General features: G+C 75.0%; 9 protein-coding genes. 2 read left to right on the forward strand and 7 right to left on the reverse strand.

Features of this window, described 5'->3' with window-relative positions; all coding sequences use genetic code 11:
• Positions 1 to 146: 146 nt before the first annotated feature.
• The 4 genes from ABD363_RS28490 to ABD363_RS28505 form a co-directional block, all read right to left on the reverse strand.
• Positions 147 to 524, reverse strand: a complete 378-nt coding sequence (locus ABD363_RS28490) for a toxin Doc (protein WP_344608660.1) — start codon at positions 522 to 524, stop codon at positions 147 to 149.
• 3 nt (positions 525 to 527) lie between these two features.
• Complete coding sequence (locus ABD363_RS28495) at positions 528 to 773, reverse strand: hypothetical protein (protein ID WP_194049176.1); 246 nt, start codon at positions 771 to 773, stop codon at positions 528 to 530.
• Positions 774 to 925: 152 nt separating this feature from the next.
• Positions 926 to 3169 (reverse strand): glycoside hydrolase family 9 protein, encoded by a 2244-nt coding sequence (locus ABD363_RS28500; protein WP_344608666.1) that lies wholly within the window; start codon positions 3167 to 3169, stop codon positions 926 to 928.
• 150 nt (positions 3170 to 3319) lie between these two features.
• Positions 3320 to 6406 carry a glycoside hydrolase family 2 TIM barrel-domain containing protein gene (locus tag ABD363_RS28505; RefSeq protein WP_344608668.1) on the reverse strand — a complete coding sequence of 1029 codons (3087 nt, stop codon included), beginning with the start codon at positions 6404 to 6406 and terminating at the stop codon, positions 3320 to 3322.
• Positions 6407 to 6660: 254 nt separating this feature from the next.
• Between ABD363_RS28505 and ABD363_RS28510 the strand changes: the two genes are divergently transcribed.
• The gene (locus ABD363_RS28510) at positions 6661 to 9042 is read left to right on the forward strand and encodes a SpoIIE family protein phosphatase (RefSeq protein ID WP_344608670.1); all 2382 of its coding nucleotides are present in this window, start codon (positions 6661 to 6663) and stop codon (positions 9040 to 9042) included.
• A 199-nt stretch (positions 9043 to 9241) separates the two neighbouring features.
• Positions 9242 to 10015, forward strand: a complete 774-nt coding sequence (locus ABD363_RS28515; protein ID WP_344608672.1) for a thioesterase II family protein — start codon at positions 9242 to 9244, stop codon at positions 10013 to 10015.
• 111 nt (positions 10016 to 10126) lie between these two features.
• Here the strand turns inward: ABD363_RS28515 and ABD363_RS28520 are convergent, their stop codons facing one another.
• From ABD363_RS28520 to ABD363_RS28530, 3 genes are all read right to left on the reverse strand, one after another.
• On the reverse strand, positions 10127 to 10819 hold the full coding sequence (locus ABD363_RS28520; RefSeq protein ID WP_344608674.1) for a helix-turn-helix transcriptional regulator: 693 nt from the start codon (positions 10817 to 10819) through the stop codon (positions 10127 to 10129).
• A gap of 379 nt (positions 10820 to 11198) precedes the next feature.
• The gene (locus ABD363_RS28525) at positions 11199 to 14240 is read right to left on the reverse strand and encodes an AAA family ATPase (protein WP_344608676.1); all 3042 of its coding nucleotides are present in this window, start codon (positions 14238 to 14240) and stop codon (positions 11199 to 11201) included.
• A gap of 3 nt (positions 14241 to 14243) precedes the next feature.
• Positions 14244 to 16886 (reverse strand): helix-turn-helix transcriptional regulator, encoded by a 2643-nt coding sequence (locus tag ABD363_RS28530; protein ID WP_344608678.1) that lies wholly within the window; start codon positions 16884 to 16886, stop codon positions 14244 to 14246.
• Positions 16887 to 17037: the final 151 nt, after the last annotated feature.

Below are 17037 nucleotides of genomic sequence, written 5' to 3' on the forward strand. Positions count from 1 at the left end.
GCCCGCCGTCCCGCCGCCGACGCCCCCCCCCCGCCCGGCCGGGGGCGCAGCGCGGCGCGCCGTGATGCGCGCGCCGGAACCCGGCCCGCCCCCGGAAGGCCCCGCGCGGGGGCCGCTCTCCGCTGGCCTCCGGGCGGGGCCGGGGCTCAGATCTGCCAGGAGCGCAGCCGGTCCGCCGCGCCGTAGACGTCGGTCCGGCCCTCCAGGAGGTCGCGGGTGAGGTCGACCAGGGCGCCGTAGGGCGGGTCGATGCCGGCGCCGCTGACGAACATGTACGCCACGGCCGTGGCGCAGGCGAAGCGGGCGTTGGCCGACGGCAGAGGTCTCAGCACGGTGAGGGTGTGCAGCAGGGCCGCGGCCCGCCAGGCCGGGTCGGAGTTCACGCCGAGGCGGGGCGGGTCGACGCGGTGGCGGGCGACGGCGGCGACCAGCGCGGAGAAGTCGTTGATGGTCGGCTGGTCCGGCAGGACCTCCTCGTGCCGCTGGAGCAGCCAGGGCACGTCGATGTGGATGACGGGGGCCATCGGTCAGGCGGCCCGCCCCTCGCCCTTGACGGGCGGCTCGTCGTCGGGGAACGCGGCGGCGAACTCGTCGGCGTGCGTGGCGAAGAACCGGCGGAACGCCTCCGCGCCCTCCTGCAGCGCCCGGTGCCGCGCTATGTCGGCGGCGGCCGCCTCCCGCACGAGCGCCTTCATGGACGTACCGCGCTCCTTGGCGATCTGCCGCAGGTCCTCGAGCTCGCGGTCGCTGAACTCCACGTTCAGAGCTGGCATGCCCTCACCGTACCGCGCGGGTACTCGATCGTAAATAGCCGCAGGTCAGGCAACTCATATGACGGTACCGCCGGGGCTGCGACGGTGGGGTGCGGAGCAGGTGCCGCCGCCCGGTGACGGGATCACCGGGCGGCGGGCGGCCGGGCCGGGGGTCAGCGCTGGCCCGCCACGAAGGAGGCCATCCGGGCCAGCGCGGCGTTCCAGTTGATGGTGTGCTCGTTCGTCGACCAGGACTGGATGTCGTCGATGTAGCAGAACTGGGCGACGCAGCCCTGGAGTTTCGCCTGGGCCAGGGGGTCCTGGATGTTGGAGTTGGGTCCGCCCGCGAGGGTGCCGTCCGGCGGGTTCGGCAGGTTCGCGTCGAGCTGGCGGGCGTACCAGCGGCTGTGCTGGTTGTGGGCGCTGACCTCGCCGTAGCCGGTGACGTAGGAGATGTTCAGCGCGTTGCGGCCCAGGATGTAGTCCATGCTCTGCACGGCCCCGTCCCGGTACTTGGCGGCGCCCGTGATGTCGTACGCGGTGGCCAGGACGACGGCGTTGTTGAGGATCTGGTGGCTGGAACCCCAGTCGTACCGGTTGTCCTCGGGGGCGTACGGCATCCCGTACGGGTGGGCCTTCAGGGTGGCCAGGTAGCGGTCGGCGCCCTTGACGACGGACTGGCGGACCTTGTCCCGGCCGGGCAGCCGGCTCGGCACCGTCGCCAGGTCCAGCCGTCCGGCGGCGGCCGTGCGCGCCCAGTCGAAGCCGAGCGGGCCGAAGATGTCGGCCGTGTGGACCGGGGAGTTCAGGACGTGGTCCTGGAACCGCCTCTCCCCCGTGGTCAGGTACAGCTGGGCCGCCGCCCAGTAGAACTCGTCGGTCACGTCCGTGTCGGGGTAGGCGCCGCCGCCGATGCCGTCGTCCGCGGAGGCGTACACGTCGGGGTGGGCCTCGGCCGCCGCCCAGGCCTTGCGGGCCGCGGCGAGGGCCTTCGCCGCGAACGCCTTGTCGTAGGGCCGGTACAGGCGGGCCGCCTGCGCGGCGGTCGCCGCCAGGTTCAGGGTCGCCGCGGTGGACGGCGGGTGCAGTTCGCGCTTCTGCGGGTCGTCGCTCGGCAGCAGCGGCAGCCCGGTCCACTGCTCGTCGTGGATCTTGTGGTGGGCCATGCCGGCCAGCGGCTGCCCGTCCGGCACCTGCATCCGCAGCAGGAACTCCAGTTCCCAGCGGGCTTCGTCGAGGATGTCCGGCACCTTGTTGCCGCTCTCGGGGATGGCGAGCGTGCCGTCGCCCAGTTTCTCCGCCTGCCCGGTGCGGGCCAGCGTCTCGCGTTCGTAGGTGCTCAGCAGCTCCCAGGTGGAGATGCCGCCGTTGACGACGTACTTGCCGTGGTCGCCGGCGTCGTACCAGCCGCCGCTCACGTCGAGCCGGTAGTCGCACACGCCGGGCTGGCACGGCACGTCGGTGTCGCCCTGGTTCGGCGCGACGCCCACGTGACCGGCGGGACGGCCGTAGCCGGGCCGCAGGTCGTCGCGGATGGCGAGGCCGCTGCGCTGCGGGTAGTAGTACTTCAGCGAGTCCAGCCGCAGCTTCTCGTAGGCGCGCGTGCCGATGTCGAACGGGCGGCTGGTCTGGCCGTCGGCGACCAGGGTGAAGCCCTGGCCGACCGTGCGGTGGCGGCTGAAGTCGATCGAGTGGACGTTCTGCCCGGAGGAGGCGTCGACGCCGCGCGGCACGGTCGTGCCCCGCGCCACCACGGTCCCCTCGGCGTTCTTCAGCTGCCAGGGCAGCCCGGCCGTGGCGTCGGTGACCAGGGTGGCGTTCTTCGGGCCGGCGGGCAGGTAGGCGACCTGGTTGACGCGGACCCGGGGCCCGGTGTCGGGCTCGTACGGCTCGGGGGCCACCCCGCCGAGCAGGGAGACGTCGTCCAGGCAGAAGCGCCAGGGGTCGGCGCTGCCGCCGAGCTGGAAGCCGACCTGGCCCTGGGCGGTGTCGACGGGCGAGGTGAAGGTGTACGAGTACCGGTCCCCGGAGACGCTGAGCTGCGGGGTCACCTCGTGGTAGGTGTCGTACGGCGCCACCGACAGCCCGACGATCGCCCGCACCGCGTGCCCGGCGGGCGAGCCGGTCGCGGTGAAGGAGAACCGGTACGACTCCCCCTTCACGAGGGTGATGTCGTTCTGGCCGACGGCCGCGTCCCAGCGGTTGGCGGTGCCGCCGGGGACGTCGGCGCACAGCCGGCCCTCGGACAGGCCGGCGGTGACGTTGCTCGTCGTCCACCAGGGTTCGGTCCCGCCGTCGAAGGTGCCGTTCCTGACCTGCTCGACCTCGTCGGCGCCCGCCGGGGCGGCGGGCAGGGCGGTGAGGGCCGTCGCCAGCAGGGCTGTCAGGGACAGCAGGGCGGTTCTGCGTCTTTTCACGTCTGGGCTCCTGGTCGGAGGTGCGGGTCGCGCTCGAAAACCGCGTGGGAGCGCTCCCAGGTGCGGACGCAGGACATGTTGTTGCAGTCATGACAGCACGTCAACGGTCCGGACGGGATCGGATGCCCGTCCGGACCGTTGCCGCCGGGTTCAGGCGGTCAGCCTGCTGATCCGTATCGCCCCCCGGGCCTCGTCCGGGTGCCTGCTGGTCAGCGTGAGCCGGACGCGGGAGCCGCGGACGGGGGCGAAGGTGATCACCGTCGGGGTGTCGGAGGCGGTGGCCCAGTCGATCCGGGCGTCCTCGACCGTGCGGTAGGCGCGGCCGTCCCACACCGCGACCTCCACCGCGGCGGGCAGGGAGTGCGCCGCGTCCACGGTGAAGGAGACCTCCACCCGGTCGAAGGTCCGCCGGCGCCCGTGGTCGACCGAGACCCAGTCCTCGGTGCGGGCCCCGTCGAAGGCGGGCAGCAGGGCGGTGGCCGCCTTGTGGAACCCGTTGGACCAGCCGGTGGCCGGGTCGCCGTCGAGCATGGCGGCGGGCAGGGTGTCCGGCCTGCCGGAATAACTGGCGTCGGCACGGGGGTGGGTGAGCGGTTCCGGGTGGTCCGGCTCGAAGACGGGGGCGGGCGTGGTCGCGGGGGAGCCGGCCGGGGTGGCCCGCACGGTCGCCGTGCCGGCGCGCAGGCCGTCCGCGCGGGCGGTCACCCGCACCGTGCCGGCCTTCGTGCCGGCCCGGACGATGGCGAGCGCCTTGCCGTGGAAGGCGGTGCGGGTGGTGGCCTGGTAGCGCTCGGCGCTCTCCTGGCGGCCGTTGTCCAGGCCGGCCAGGGAGCCGCCCGCCACCTCGAAGGAGATCAGGTGCCCGGCGTCGGGCACGACGACTCCCCGCCGGTCGACCACCTCGGCGGTCACGAACACCAGCGAGCGGCCGTCCGCGGCGAGGGAGCCGCGGTCGGGGGTGAGCCGTACCGCGTGCGGGTCCCCGGCCGTGCGCAGCACGTCGGTGGCGACCGCCTTCCCGCCCCGCCGGGCCACGGCCTTCAGCTCGCCGGGCTCGTAGGGCACCCGCCAGGTGAGGTGGAGCTTGCCGGCGCTGCCGTTCGGGCTGGTGTAACTGCCGGGCCAGGGGCCGTCGGTGAAGGTCTTGTCGTCGCCGGTGGCCTCGGTCGTCTCCAGGTACGCCCGGCCGTCGACGGTCTTCTTCGTGTCGAACCGGCGCACGCCGAGGGACTTCCCGTTGAGGAACAGCTCGACGGTGTCCACGTTGGCGTACGCCCAGACCTCGACCGTGTCGCCCGGCTCGTGGTTCCAGGTCATCGGCACCAGGTGGACCATCGGCTCCTCGGTCCACTGGCTGCGGAACAGGTGGTACATGTCCTTGGGGAAGCCGGCGGTGTCGACCGCGCCGAAGAAGGACGCCTTCACCGGGAAGACGTCGTACGGCGTGGGCTCGCCGATGTAGTCGATGCCCGACCACAGGAACTGCCCGGCGAACCACTTGCGGTCCCGGTCCTTCTTGTGCCCGTACTCGCCGCTCATGGTCCAGGAGGCGAGGTTGTTGTCGTACGAGGAGGTCGCCCGCCTGCCCGGGGTGTGGTTCTCGCCGGTGTTGAGGTGCTCGGGCTCCTGGTAGGCGCCGCGGCTGGAGGTCTCCGAGGAGGACTCCGACTCGAAGAGGAACAGGTGGGGGTAGGCCTCGTGCAGGGCGTCCACCGACTTGGCGGTGTTGTAGTTGAGGCCGAGGCCGTCCAGCTTGGCCAGCATCAGGTCGGCCGGGGAGCCCTTGGCGGGCAGGCGGCGGTACTTGTCGGAGCCGATGACGAGCGGGCGGGTGTCGTCCGCGGCCCTGATCGCGTCGATGATCCGGTCGGCCATGGCGAGGCCGGCGGTGGTGGTGGAGTCGGGGATCTCGTTGCCGATGGACCACATCACCACCGCCGGGGAGTTGCGGGCCGCGAGGACCATCTCGGTGGCGTCCGTCTCGCACCACTCGTCGAAGAACCGGCCGTAGTCGTAGCGGTTCTTGCCGGTGCGCCAGCAGTCGAACGCCTCCACCAGCAGCAAGACGCCCAGCTCCTCGCAGGCCCGGATCACCTCGGGCGCGGGCGGGTTGTGGGAGGTGCGCAGGGCGTTGACGCCCATCGACTTCATGATCGTCAGTTGCCGGCGGACCGCGTCGGCGCTGACGGCGGCGCCGAGCGCGCCCAGGTCGTGGTGGAGGTCGACGCCCTTGATCTTGGTGTACGCGCCGTTGAGGTGGAAGCCCTCGTCGGGGTCGATGCGGACGGTGCGGATGCCGAAGGGGGTGCGGCAGGTGTCGACGGTGCGGCCGTCGACGCGCAGGGTGGTCCGGAGGGTGTAGCGGTGCGGGTCGGCGAAGTCCCACCGGCGCGGGCGGGCGACGGTGAGGTCGTGGGTCCCGGTGGCCTCCTCGCCGGCGTCGACCGTGGAGGCGGCGCGGGCCACGATGCGGCCGTCGGCGTCCTCGACCGCCGACCTGATCTCCACCCGGCGCGCGGCGCCCGACGCGTTCACCACCGAGGTCCGCACCCTGACCAGGGCCCGCTCGTCGTCGACCTCGGGCGTCGTGACGTACGTGCCCCAGCGCCGCACGTGCACCGGGTCGGTGACGACGAGGCGGGCCTCGCGGTAGATGCCGCTGCCGGAGTACCAGCGGCTGCTGGGCAGCTGGTTGTGGACCCTGACCGCGAGGACGTTCCCGGTGCGGCCGTCGGTGTGCAGCAGGTCGGTGAGGTCGAAGGCGAAGCCGGTGTAGCCGTAGGGGTGGCGGCCGACCTCCCGCCCGTTGCAGTGGACGTGCGCGTCCATGTAGACGCCGTCGAACTCCACCGAGATCCGCTTGCCCGCGAACGCGGGCGGCAGCGTGAAGGACAGGCGGTACCAGCCCAGGCCGCCGGGGAGGAAACCGGTGCCGCTGGTCGTGCCGTGCTCGGTGGTGGGGGTCTGCTCGATGCTCCAGTCGTGCGGGACGGCCACCTCGCGCCACGCCGAGTCGTCGTAGCCGGGGTCCGCGGCCCGCGCGTACGCGCCGGTGGGGTCGGCGGTCCCGCCCGGGTCGACCAGCGCGAAACGCCAGCCGTCGCGCAGGGCGACGGTGCGGCGGCCCGGGAGGTCCTCCGCGGCCTCGGCGGACCACGCCGCCGGGGCGCCCAGCAGCGCTCCCGCCGTCGGTGCGGCAGCCGAGGCGAGCAAAACCGATCTGCGCGTGACCGTCATGCGGCTCTCCCTCATCAGGGCCCAGAATTCATCAGAAGTGATCGCGAGCAAACAGATTCTTTCGTCGTGCCGTACGCGGCCGTCAAGAGTGCGGAGAGGTGCTCGTGCCCCACGGGCCGCGCCGGCCGGCCCCGCGCCTCGGCCGCGCCGGCCGGCGGCCCGGGGTCCGCCGCGGGGGCGGGCGGCGGACCCACTAGGCTGGAACCGCAGTGACGCGCCCGTCGACTGCGAGTGTGCGCGATGGAGTGGCGACGATGAGCCTGGTGAACTCGTTCGACGATGCCGCCACGGCCCGCGCCGTCATCGACGACACCGGCACGCTGGTGGCGTGGAACGAGGGCGCACGGCGCCTGCTGGGCCACCCGCCGGCCGACGTCGTGGGGCGTCCCGCCGTCGGCCTGCTGGCCGGCACGGCGAACGGACCGCACCCCGGCTCCGGCGCCGCGCGCTGGAGCGGCACGCTCACCCTGCGCCACCGCGACGGGCACACCGTCTCCGTGTGGGTGCTCGCCCACCGCAGACCGCCGGCGGACGGCGGCCCCGGCACCTGGCTCGCGGTCGCCCCGCTGGACGGCGACCGCCCCGAGCAGCCGGACGACCCGCTGGTCGTGGCGGCCCTGGCACAGTCCCCCTGCGCCACGATGGTCTTCGACGAGGAGCTGCGGCTGCGCGGCGTCAACGACGCCATGGCACGCCTGTTCGCCTTGCCGGCCGCCCGTGTCCGCGGGCTGCGGGCCACCGACCTCGGCCACTCGCCGCAGTACGCGGAGCTCGAGGAGCACATGCGCCAGGTGCTCGCCACCGGCCGCGGGCGGGAGCTGCAGACCTATCTGAAGGCGGGCGGCGAGAGCCGCGCCCACGCCTGGCTGGCCCGCCTCGCACCGCTCACCGACCCCCGCGGGCGGGTGCGCGGCGTCTGTGCGACCGTCCACGACTTCACCGAGCACTACCTCGCCCGGGAACGGCTGCAGCTGGTCAACGAGGCCAGCGTCCGCATCGGCAGCACCCTGGACGTCACCCGCACGGCGCAGGAGCTGGCGGATGTGTGCGTGCCCGCGCTCGCCGACTTCGTCAGCGTCGACCTGCTCGACCCGCAGGAGCACGGCGGTGAGCCCGCCGCACCGCTCCGGGCCCCGGTCACCCTGCGGCGGGCGGCCCACCGGTCGGTCACCCCCGGCAATCCGGAGGCGGTGACCGGGCCGGGGCAGCCGGACGTCTATCCGGCGGCCTCCCCGCAGGCCGACTCCCTGATCGCGGGCCGCACGGTCGTGGCCACGGTGCCGTCCGGCGACCTGGCGGAGTGGCTCGTCCGGGACCGGCTCCGCCACGAGCGGGTCAAGGAGCACGGCGTCCACTCCACGATGTCCGTGCCGCTGCAGGCCCGGGGCACGACCCTGGGTGTCGCGGTCTTCACCCGCTTCCGGCGCCCCGACCCCTTCACCCACGACGACGTGCTGCTGGCCGAGGAGGTCACGGCCCGCGCCGCGCTGTGCATCGACAACGCGCGCCGCTACTCCCGGGAGCGGGAGACGACCCTGACGCTGCAGCGCAGCCTCCTGCCCCGGTCGCTGCCGCGCACCCCCGCGGTGGAGGCCGCCTCCCGCTACCTTCCGGCGACGCGCTCCGGCGTCGGCGGCGACTGGTTCGACGTGATCCCGCTGTCCGGGATGCGGGTCGCCATGGTCGTCGGGGACGTCGTCGGCCACGGCATCCAGGCCTCGGCCACCATGGGCCGGCTGCGCACCGCCGTGCGCACCCTCGCCGACATCGACCTGGCCCCCGACGAACTGCTCACCCACCTCGACGACCTGGTGGTCCGGCTGTCCGCGGAGTCCGGCGGCGACACCGGCGAGATCGGCGCCGGCTGCCTGTACGCGGTGTACGACCCGGTGGCGCGGCGCTGCATCATGGCCCGGGCCGGGCATCCGCCGCCCGTGGTGATCCCGCCGGGCGAGCCGCCCCGGCTGGTCGAGCTGCCGGAGGGGCCGCCGCTGGGCGTGGGCGGGCTGCCGTTCGAGTCCGCGGAGTTCGACCTGCGGGAAGGCACGGTGCTGTCGTTCTACACCGACGGGCTGATCGAGGGCCGCGGGCAGGGCGCCCGCACCGGCCAGGAGCAGCTCCGCGAGGCCCTGTCGGTCTCCTCCCGGTCCCTGGACGAGGCCTGCGACCGCGTCCTGCGCTCCCTGCTCCCGCCGGGCGGCGCGGCCGACGACGTGGCCCTGCTGCTGGCCCGCACCCGGGGCCTGCCGGCCTCCCAGGTCGCCACCTGGGACATTCCCGCCGACCCCGCGCTGGTCGCCCCCATCCGCAAGCAGGTCGTCGAGCAGCTGTCCGCCTGGCGGCTGGACGAGGCCGTGTTCATCGCGGAGCTGGTGGTGAGCGAGCTGGTCACCAACGCCGTCCGGTACGGCGCCCCGCCCATCCGGCTCCGGCTGATCCACGACGCCTCCACCCTGATCTGCGAGGTGTCCGACGCCAACCCCACGGCTCCGCACCTGCGCCGCGCCAAGACCTGGGACGAGGGCGGCCGCGGTCTGCTGCTGGTCGCCCAGCTCACCCGGCGCTGGGGCAGCCGGCACATCGGCGAGGGCAAGACGATCTGGGCGGAGCTGGAGCTGTCCGGCGCGGACGAGTGAGCGCAGGCGGGCCCCGGGTCCCGGCGTCCACGCGGTGACCGCTCGTCCCGGCCGGCCCGCTTCGCGCGCCCGGCGGTGTCCCGTGGCGCGGTTCGCCAAGTTTGGGGATTTGCGGGTCGGCGACCGCGTTCAATGGCTCCGACGGGGCGGGGCACCGCCGTGCGCCGCCGCCATCACGAGCCTTCTGGAGAGGGATGTCATGTCGCGTATCGCCGACGACGCCACCACGGCCTGGATCCGCCGCTACCATCCGTCCGCCGACAGCGCCGTACGGCTCGTCTGCTTCCCGCACGCGGGGGGTTCGGCCAGCTTCTTCCGCCCGGTCTCGGTGCGGTTCGCGGCGGAGGCCGACGTGGTGGCGCTGCAGTATCCCGGGCGTCAGGACCGCCGCCACGAGCTGTGCGTCGAGGACATCGGCGTGCTGGCGGACCGCCTGAGCGAGGAGCTCGGGGCGTTGAGCGACAAGCCCACCGTCTTCTTCGGGCACAGCATGGGCGCGGTCCTCGCCTTCGAGACGGCGCTGCGGCTGGAGGAGCGGGGCGCCGGCGCGCCGCGGGCGATCGTCGCCTCGGGCCGGCGGGCCCCGTCCTGCCACCGCGCCGAGCGGGTGCACCAGGAGGACGACGAGGGGGTCATCGCCGAGCTGAGGCTGCTCAACGGCACCGACGCCGCCGTCTTCGGCGACGACGAGCTGATGCGGATGGCCCTGCCGGCCATCCGCGGCGACTACCGGGCGATCGAGACGTACACGTGTCCTCCGGGGCGCCGGGTGCGATGCGGCATCACGGTGCTGACGGGCGACGCCGACCCGCGGACGACGCTGGAGGAGGCCGCGGCCTGGAAGGAGCACACGGAGGGGGCGTTCCGGATGCAGGTGTTCCCCGGCGGTCACTTCTTCCTCATCGACCACCAGGGCGCCGTGAACGCCGAGCTCGGGAAGGAGCTCGACGCGGCTCGTGCGACGGTCTCCTGACCGCCGTCCGGCGCGTGCCGGGGCCGTGGCGGGCGGGCCGCCCGGACGGCGATCACCCGCCGCGGCCCCGGCCCGTCGCGCGCCGCGGCGGTGCCGCGGCGCGCGACGGGGTCACTCGGCGATGAACTCCGACCGGACCCGGGGCGGCCACTGCCCCACGGCGAAGACGCCCATGGAGTAGCTCTTCGATATCAGCGCCGGCCTGTTGGTCACCTTCATCTTCCGCAGCAGCGAGGAGACGTGGTACTCCACTCCCCCGCGGCTGAGGAAGAGCTTGGTGGCGAGCTGGACCGTCGACTCGCCGGCGGCCACGCCCTCCAGGATGCGGGCGTGCATGGGGCTGAACAGCTTGCGCCGGGCGCTGACGATCTGCGGGTCGCCCGCGGACTCGTCCGGGTCGACCAGCACCAGGATCCGGTCCACCCGTCCCGCGCCGGTGCGCACCGCGATGCCGGTCACCTCGCCCACGAAGACGGAGTCCCTGGCGCCCACGGCGACCATGTGGTCGGCGAACCGGGGGCTCTGGCCGTCGGCCAGCCGGATCAGCTCGTTCCTGAGCTTGCCCTGCACGCTGGGGTGCAGGAACTCGCAGAAGTTCCTGTCCGTGCCGGGGACGGGGCTCCACCCGAACCTGCGGGCGAAGGACTGGTTGGCCTCCAGGATGCGGAACTCCAGGTCCAGGTTGGCCATACACATGAATGACTGTTCAAAAAGCGCCCAATAGCTGTCGGTGTATGGTCCCGAATTCCATTTCTGCGACGCGTCAGGAATAACTTCCACAGAGTCGAGGCCTGCGTTCATCATGGGGGGTGGGCCACTCTCTCTCGGAGCCGAAGACCAGGAGTCGGATCCCGGTGGAACGGAATCCTGCTTTACATATGACATTGCCATCGAAAGAAAAATCATGTCAAGACACACGGGTTGCCACCTGGCTTTCCTCCGCTAAGACTGCGGTGCGCCGAACGTATGGTTCGGTGCGGGTTGCGGTCCGCACCCGACAGGTGGCCGGCATCCACGTGACCCTGAGTCACAGCAGCTCAGAGGGTTCGTTAACCGAAGACGGCAAAGCGTTACCGCCAGGCAACGGGAAGGAAAAGAAGAGAAAGGGACCCCGCCCAGGGATCAAAAGCAGACGCAAAAGGCTTTACCGCACAGCAATAGGTCACCGCTCCCCCGGGAGCGATTACCCCTTGCTCAGAGCGGCGGCCAGATCCTCCCGGCCCGAAATCCCGAGCTTGCGATAGGAGCTCGTCAGATGCCTTTCCACGGCACGTAACGTGACGTCCAGTTCCTCTGCTATTTCCCGGTTGCTGAGGCCGCGCGTGGCACGCTCCACGACCTTCATCTCGGCCCGGGTGAGTCCGGCGGTGATCGCGCGGGCCGGGCGTACGGCGAGGCCCGGTCCGGACGCGGGCGGCGGGGTCCGCAGTCCGGCGGCCAGTCGCCGGCCGCGGCTCAGGATCCGGTCCCCCTCGGGGTCCAGGTCCCGCTGCAGCCGCCGCCCCAGCTTGACGAGGGCGCGGGCGAGTTCGATCCGGCTTCCCCCGGCCTCCAGGGTGTCGACGGCCGCGCGCAGCAGCGCGAGCCCCCGGGGCCCGTCGGTCAGGGTGCCGCGCAGCGCCAGTGCCCGGCCGAGCGTGCTCGGCGCGCCCCAGACCAGCGCGCTCTCGTGGCACTCCGCGGCCAGCCGGGCCGCCTCGGCGGTGCGGCCCAGCCGGTGCTGGACCGCCGCCGCCCGCTCCCGCCAGGTGGAGATCGCCGGGTTGAGCCAGCCGGCCTGCTCCAGCACCCGGCCGCAGTCCAGGTACTGGGCGAGGGCCACCGGCAGATTGCCGTGCGTCTCGGCCCGCCGGCCGCGCAGCGCCCGGTGCAGGGCGAAGAGCCGGAGGTCGACGGGCGGATCGGTGCCGTCGATCACCCGGCCGGCCAGTTCCTGGTCGTCCAGCGCGAACGCGATCCAGCCCAGGGCCAGCCGGGGCAGCAGTGTCTCCTCCGGCGACGCCCCCTCGGCCGCCCGGAAGGCCCGCAGGGTGCACTCCCGGGCCAGGGCGGCCTCGCCCCGGCCGAGCAGGAGCAGTCCGCGCTGGGCCTCGACCCGGGCGAGGGCGCCGGGGGCGTCCTCGCGCACGGCGTACAGGCGGGCGGCGTCGAGCCAGGAGGTGGCCACGTGCGGGGCGTCGGCCGCGAGCAGGACCGGGGGCAGCAGTTCCAGGGTCGGGCTCGGCGGGCAGGTGCACGCCGGTTCGTGGTCCAGGACGTGGCGGGTGCCGCGGACGATGTCCCGGTGGTCGGTCTGCCCGCTCATGGCCGCAGTGAACAGCAGGACCGTCCGCAGCTCGCGCTCGGCCGGGCGGACGGCGCCGCTCCGTTGGTCCGGGTCGCCGAGTTCGCTCAGCCGGCGCGCCGCCGAGGCCACCAGCCTGGGGTCGTTCAGGCCCGCGTACCGGGCGCGTGCCTCCAGGTGCATCGCCAGGTCCCGGCCCTGCCGGTCCGTGGCCCGGGGCGTGCCCAGTCCGGCGGCGGTCTCCCGGACCAGGTCGGCGAGCTGGGGGTCCCCGGCGACGATGTGCACGGGGGTGCTGGAGACCACCTCGGCCCGGCGTCTCAGCCGCGGCATCAGGCGGGCGGCCTGGGCGAGGTGCCGCCGGGCGGCCGAGGGGGTGCCCAGGTCGAGCTCGGTGACGCCGAGTTCGAAAAGCAGCTCGGCGCGCACATGGCTGTCCGCGGGGACGTCGACGAGGGCGCGGCTGAGGTAGCGGACGGCGGCGTCGGGGGCGCCCCGGTGGCGGGCGGCCGAGGCGGCGGCGCGCAGCTGGTGGATCTCCCACTCGTCCGCGAGCCGGTCGACGTGGAGCAGCGGGGCGGCGACCTCCTCGGGGCCGGCCCCGCACTGGTCGAGCAGGGCGGAGGCCTCCCGGTACCGGCGCGCGCTCTCCTCGTCGCCCATGGCCTGCAGGACGGCGTCGGCGGCTTCGGGCGGACACGCCCCGGCACCGGCGGCTTCGGACGGGGGCGCCCCGGCATCGGCGGCGGTGCCGGGCCAGGCCATGGCCAGCACCTGGCGGGCGTAGTCGCACTGGTCCTGGCTGAGGCCGGCGAGGCGGGCGACGAGTTCGTCGTCGGCGGCCTCGCCGAGGACCGCGGCCGCCTTGGCGAAGGCGTCGGCCACGGGCTCGCGGCGCAGCAGCAGGAGCAGCCGCTCGCGGCGCAGCGCCGCGCCGAGTTCGCGCAGCGCCGCCGTCCGCCAGGCCGGTCCGTCCAGGCGGCGCAGCCGGGCCCGGTCGCACAGCACCTTCAGGTCCTTGGGCCGGCCGCCGGTGGCCTCGTGGCAGGCCAGCGCGAACTCCTCGGGGCAGTCCGGGCCGAAGCGGTCGGCCACCAGCCGGGCCGTGGCGTTCCGGGACAGTGCGCGGGCCCGGACCCGGTGGGTGGCGGCCGCCGCGATCTCGCCGATGACGGGGTGGCGGGCGGACAGGGCGTCCTTGCGTACGACGGCCAGCAGCAGCCGCGTGCCGCCGAGCCGGGCGGCGAGGTGGGCCAGGGCGTGCAGCGAGGCGTCGTCCACCCAGCACAGGTCGTCCACCGTGAGCACCACCGGGCGCTGGACGCTGACCGCGGCGAGCAGGAGGTGCAGCCGGTGCAGCACGTCGGCGAGGGCGGCGGGCCCCGGCTCCCCGGCGGACGACGTCCACCCGTCGGGGAGCGGCGTCCGGTGCGGGCTCCCGTCCGGCCGGCCGGACGTCGCCGTACCGGGCTCGCCGGACGCCCCGGAGGCACCGGGCGTACCCGGGCTCCCGGCCGGTGCGGCGAAGGGGAGCGTCTCCTCCGCCCGTAAGGCGGTGCGGGGGTCCGCCGGCGGCCACGGCGGGGCGGACGCCGTCCGCGGGGGCGCCGGTTCCGCACCGCGGTCGTGTCCGGCCTCCGCCCGGGCCACCGCGTGCAGCAGCGGGGCGGCCACGGGCGGGAGGCGCACACCGGGTTCGGTGAGCAGCGGCAGGAGCAGCCGGCGTACGGCGCCGAACGGGAAGGTGCGTTCACCGGCCGCGCCGCCGGAGCGGAGCACGAGGGCGCCGTCGGCGGCGGCAAGGTCCGCCAGCCGGTGCAGCAGGGCGGTGGTGCCGGTGCCCGTCCGGCCGTCGATGAGCAGCAGGCCGCCGGAGCCCGACCGGGCCGCGGCGACCGCCTCGCCGAGGACGGCCAGCTCCTGCTCGCGCTCCAGCAGCATCGCTCAGCCGTCCTCCCGCTCGGCGCGGAGGCGGGCGGCGAGGGCGGCCCGGCCCTTGACGCCGAGCTTGCGGTAGATCCGGGTGAGCCGGAGTTCGACGGTGCGGGTGGCGATGCCCAGCCGGCCGGCGATCTCGCGGTTGGCCAGTCCCGCCAGCACCAGGTCGGCGACGTCCTGTTCGGGGGCCGTCAGCGCCTCGTCACCGGGTCCGTGCGGGGTGCCGGCCGTCTCGTCGCGGCCGGGCGGGCGCGGCAGGCCGACGCCGAGCCGGGTGAACGTCTCCTCGGTGCGGGCCCACAGGGCGGCGAAGGCGGCGGCCGTGCCCCAGTGCTCGGCCACGCGGCGTTCCTCGGCGAGCAGTTCGGCCGCGGTGCCGGGGGCGCCCAGCAGGTGGTGGGCCACGGCGGCGGCGCTGCGCCAGGGGATGAGCAGGGGGTTGCGCCAGCGGCGGGCGCGCAGCAGCCGGCCGCACTCCTCCAGCAGGAGCAGGGCGCGGGTGGCGTCCCCGTCGATCAGGGCCAGTTCGGCTCTGGCGTACAGCAGGAAGCCGCTGGCGACGCTCGCGCCGTCGGGGACGGCGCGGGGCCGGTCGACGACCCGGCGGGCCTCCTCGACGCGTCCGCAGCGGATCAGGGCGAGGGCCTCGGCGGCGGTGAGCCGGGGCACCAGCAGCGTGTGCCAGGAGGCCGGCGGCAGGTTCCGGGTGGCGGCCGACAGGTCCCGCAGGCCGTCCTCGGCCCGGCCGTGCCGTACGGCGGCCTCCGCCCGGCACAGCAGCGCCTGGGCGGCGGCGGCCCGGGCGTCGGCCCGGGTGGCGTCCGCGGCGACGGCGTCGAGGCCGGCCAGGCCGCCGGTGACGTCGTCCGCGCACAGCAGGGCCCGGGCGGCGGCGATGCGGCACATCAGGGGGATGCCGGCGGGTTCGGCGAGGACGGAGCGGGCCAGGCCGAGCACCCGTGTCCGGTCGTCGGCGCGGGTGGCCAGGGTCCAGGCGAGCACGGCGGACTGGGCGGGGTGCCCGGGGTGGTCCGAGTGGACCGGCGCGGGGGCGACGAGGGGCAGGCCGCCCTTCTCGCCCTGGGCGAGCCGGCCGAGTGCCCGCAGGGGGCGCAGGTGGTCGTCCGGTACGGCGGTGAGGGCCCGCTGGTGCGCGTCGGCGATGACCCAGCGGGCGGTCTCGGCGTCCCCCCGGCTGAGCAGCAGGTCGGCGGCGTGCAGCACGGCGGGCCAGGTCTCGGGGCCGGCGTGCCGCAGCAGCACCTGGCGCAGCCTGCCGTCACCGGCCTGGGGTGCGGTGACGGCCTCGACGGTGGCCAGCCGGATCAGCAGCGCGACCCGGTCGGTCTCGGTCGCGGCCTCGCGCAGGGCGTGCCGCAGGGCGGTCGTGGTGACGTCCGCGGGAGCGGGGCGGGCGGGTGCGGGCGGCGTCGTGTCCGGCCCGGGCCGGGGGGTGTGCGCCGGGGCCCGCCGCGGCCGGGGGGTGGCGGCCGTCGCGGCGTCCGAGACCGCCCAGGGGCGGACGAGTCCGGTGACGGCGCCGAGCATGTCGGCGACCGTGCCGATGCGCAGGCCGGGTTCGCCGCGCAGGGCGGCCGCCCGCGCCTGGAGGGCGTCGCGTTCGGTCCGGGTCATGCCGGCCAGGACGTCGTCGGCGAACCAGGGGTGGCGCAGCCGCGGCGGTTCGGTCTCGCCGACGAGTCCGCAGGCGCGCAGGGTGTCCAGGGCCGCGTCGACGGCCGCGGCGTCCAGGTGGGCGAGGGCGGGGAGCTGGTGGGGGTCGAGGACGTGGCCGACGGCGGCCAGGGCGCGCAGGAGGGCGGCGGCGTCGTCGGGCAGGCCGCGGGCCGTGGCGAGGGCGCGGTGCGACCAGGCGGTCCGGGCGGCGGCGACGAGTTCGGGGAGGACGTCGGTGTCCAGGGGCCGGTCGAGGGTCGTGATCCGGTCGGCGACGGCGCACAGGACGGCCGGGGAGCCGGCGGCCACCTCGGTCAGGACCGGCACGGCGGTCTCCAGGGTCCGGCCCGTGCGGGCCTGGAGCAGTTCGCGTGCCTGGTCGGCGGTGAGCGGGCCGAGGGGCAGGCGGTGCGCCGGGCCGGGCGGTACGGGCGCGCCGGCGGCGCCCGCCGCGAGGATCCGCCGGAGGGGGACGGGCGAGGTGGCCAGGACGAGGACCGGGCCCCGGCGGGCGGCTCGGCCGGAGCCGACGAGCCGGTCCAGCGAGGAGGGGTCCGCGAGGTGCAGGTCGTCCACGGCCAGCAGGACGGGCCGGTCGGGCGTGGTCGTCAGCAGGGTGTCGCACATCCCGGCGAGGGCGGCCGTCGGCTCGGTGTCGGCGTCGATCCCGGCGGCCAGGGCGCCGATCCGGGACGCGGGCCACAGGGAGGCCATCAGCTGGGTGACGGTGGCGTAGGGGACGCGGGACTCGCGGGCCGTGCAGCGGGCGACGCCGACGGCGACGCCGGCCGCGCGGGCGCGGGCGGCGGCCCAGTCGAGGACGGCGCTGCGGCCCGCGCCGACCGGGCCGGTGACGACGGCGAGGTCCGCGGTGCCGTTCTCGACGAGCCCTCCGATGAGCGCGTCGACCGCGCCGAGGGTGGTGTCGCGTCCGACGATCCGGGCGGAGGCGTACGCGGGGGTCACGGTCATCGGCCCACCTGCCGGTCCGGTCTCCCGGCGCGGTCGGCGGCCGGGGTCGGGACGACGAGTCGCGCTGGACGGTTTCGCATGCACACCCCTCGTCTCACGACAGCTGGTGGACCTGCACTTCCATCGGTCAGCGAGATTACAGAGCTTCCGC

Origin of the sequence: Streptomyces glaucus (assembly GCF_039533365.1) — a bacterium.
Lineage (GTDB): Bacteria > Actinomycetota > Actinomycetes > Streptomycetales > Streptomycetaceae > Streptomyces > Streptomyces glaucus.